Source organism: Paenibacillus solanacearum, assembly GCF_910593845.1.
Lineage (GTDB): Bacteria > Bacillota > Bacilli > Paenibacillales > NBRC-103111 > Paenibacillus_G > Paenibacillus_G solanacearum.
In genome coordinates, this window is the sequence record NZ_CAJVAS010000135.1 from 1 (window position 1) to 391 (window position 391).

The 391-nt window shown below is 54.2% G+C and carries 1 rRNA gene; it reads right to left on the reverse strand.

What is annotated here, in order from left to right:
* Positions 1–391, reverse strand: a 23S ribosomal RNA gene (locus tag KXG62_RS33945); the annotation flags it as partial.

The following is a 391-nucleotide window of genomic DNA, read 5'->3' on the forward strand; positions in this document are numbered from 1 at the left end:
CGGCTCCGGCTTCTCACCTTAACCTTGCCTGCAAACGTAACTCGCCGGTTCATTCTACAAAAGGCACGCCATCACCCATTTAACGGGCTCTGACTTCTTGTAAGCACACGGTTTCAGGTTCTTTTTCACTCCGCTCCCGCGGTTCTTTTCACCTTTCCCTCACGGTACTGCTTCACTATCGGTCGCCAGGGAGTATTTAGCCTTGGCAGATGGTCCTGCCGGATTCCCACGAGGTTTCACGTGTCTCGCGGTACTCGGGATCCGTCTAGGGATACGTTTGTTTTTGGTTACGGGGCTGTTACCCTCTTTGGCCGGCCTTTCCAGACCGCTTCGCCTAACAAACTTTTCCCACATTGACGTCCCACAACCCCAGAGGGCAAGCCCTCTGGTT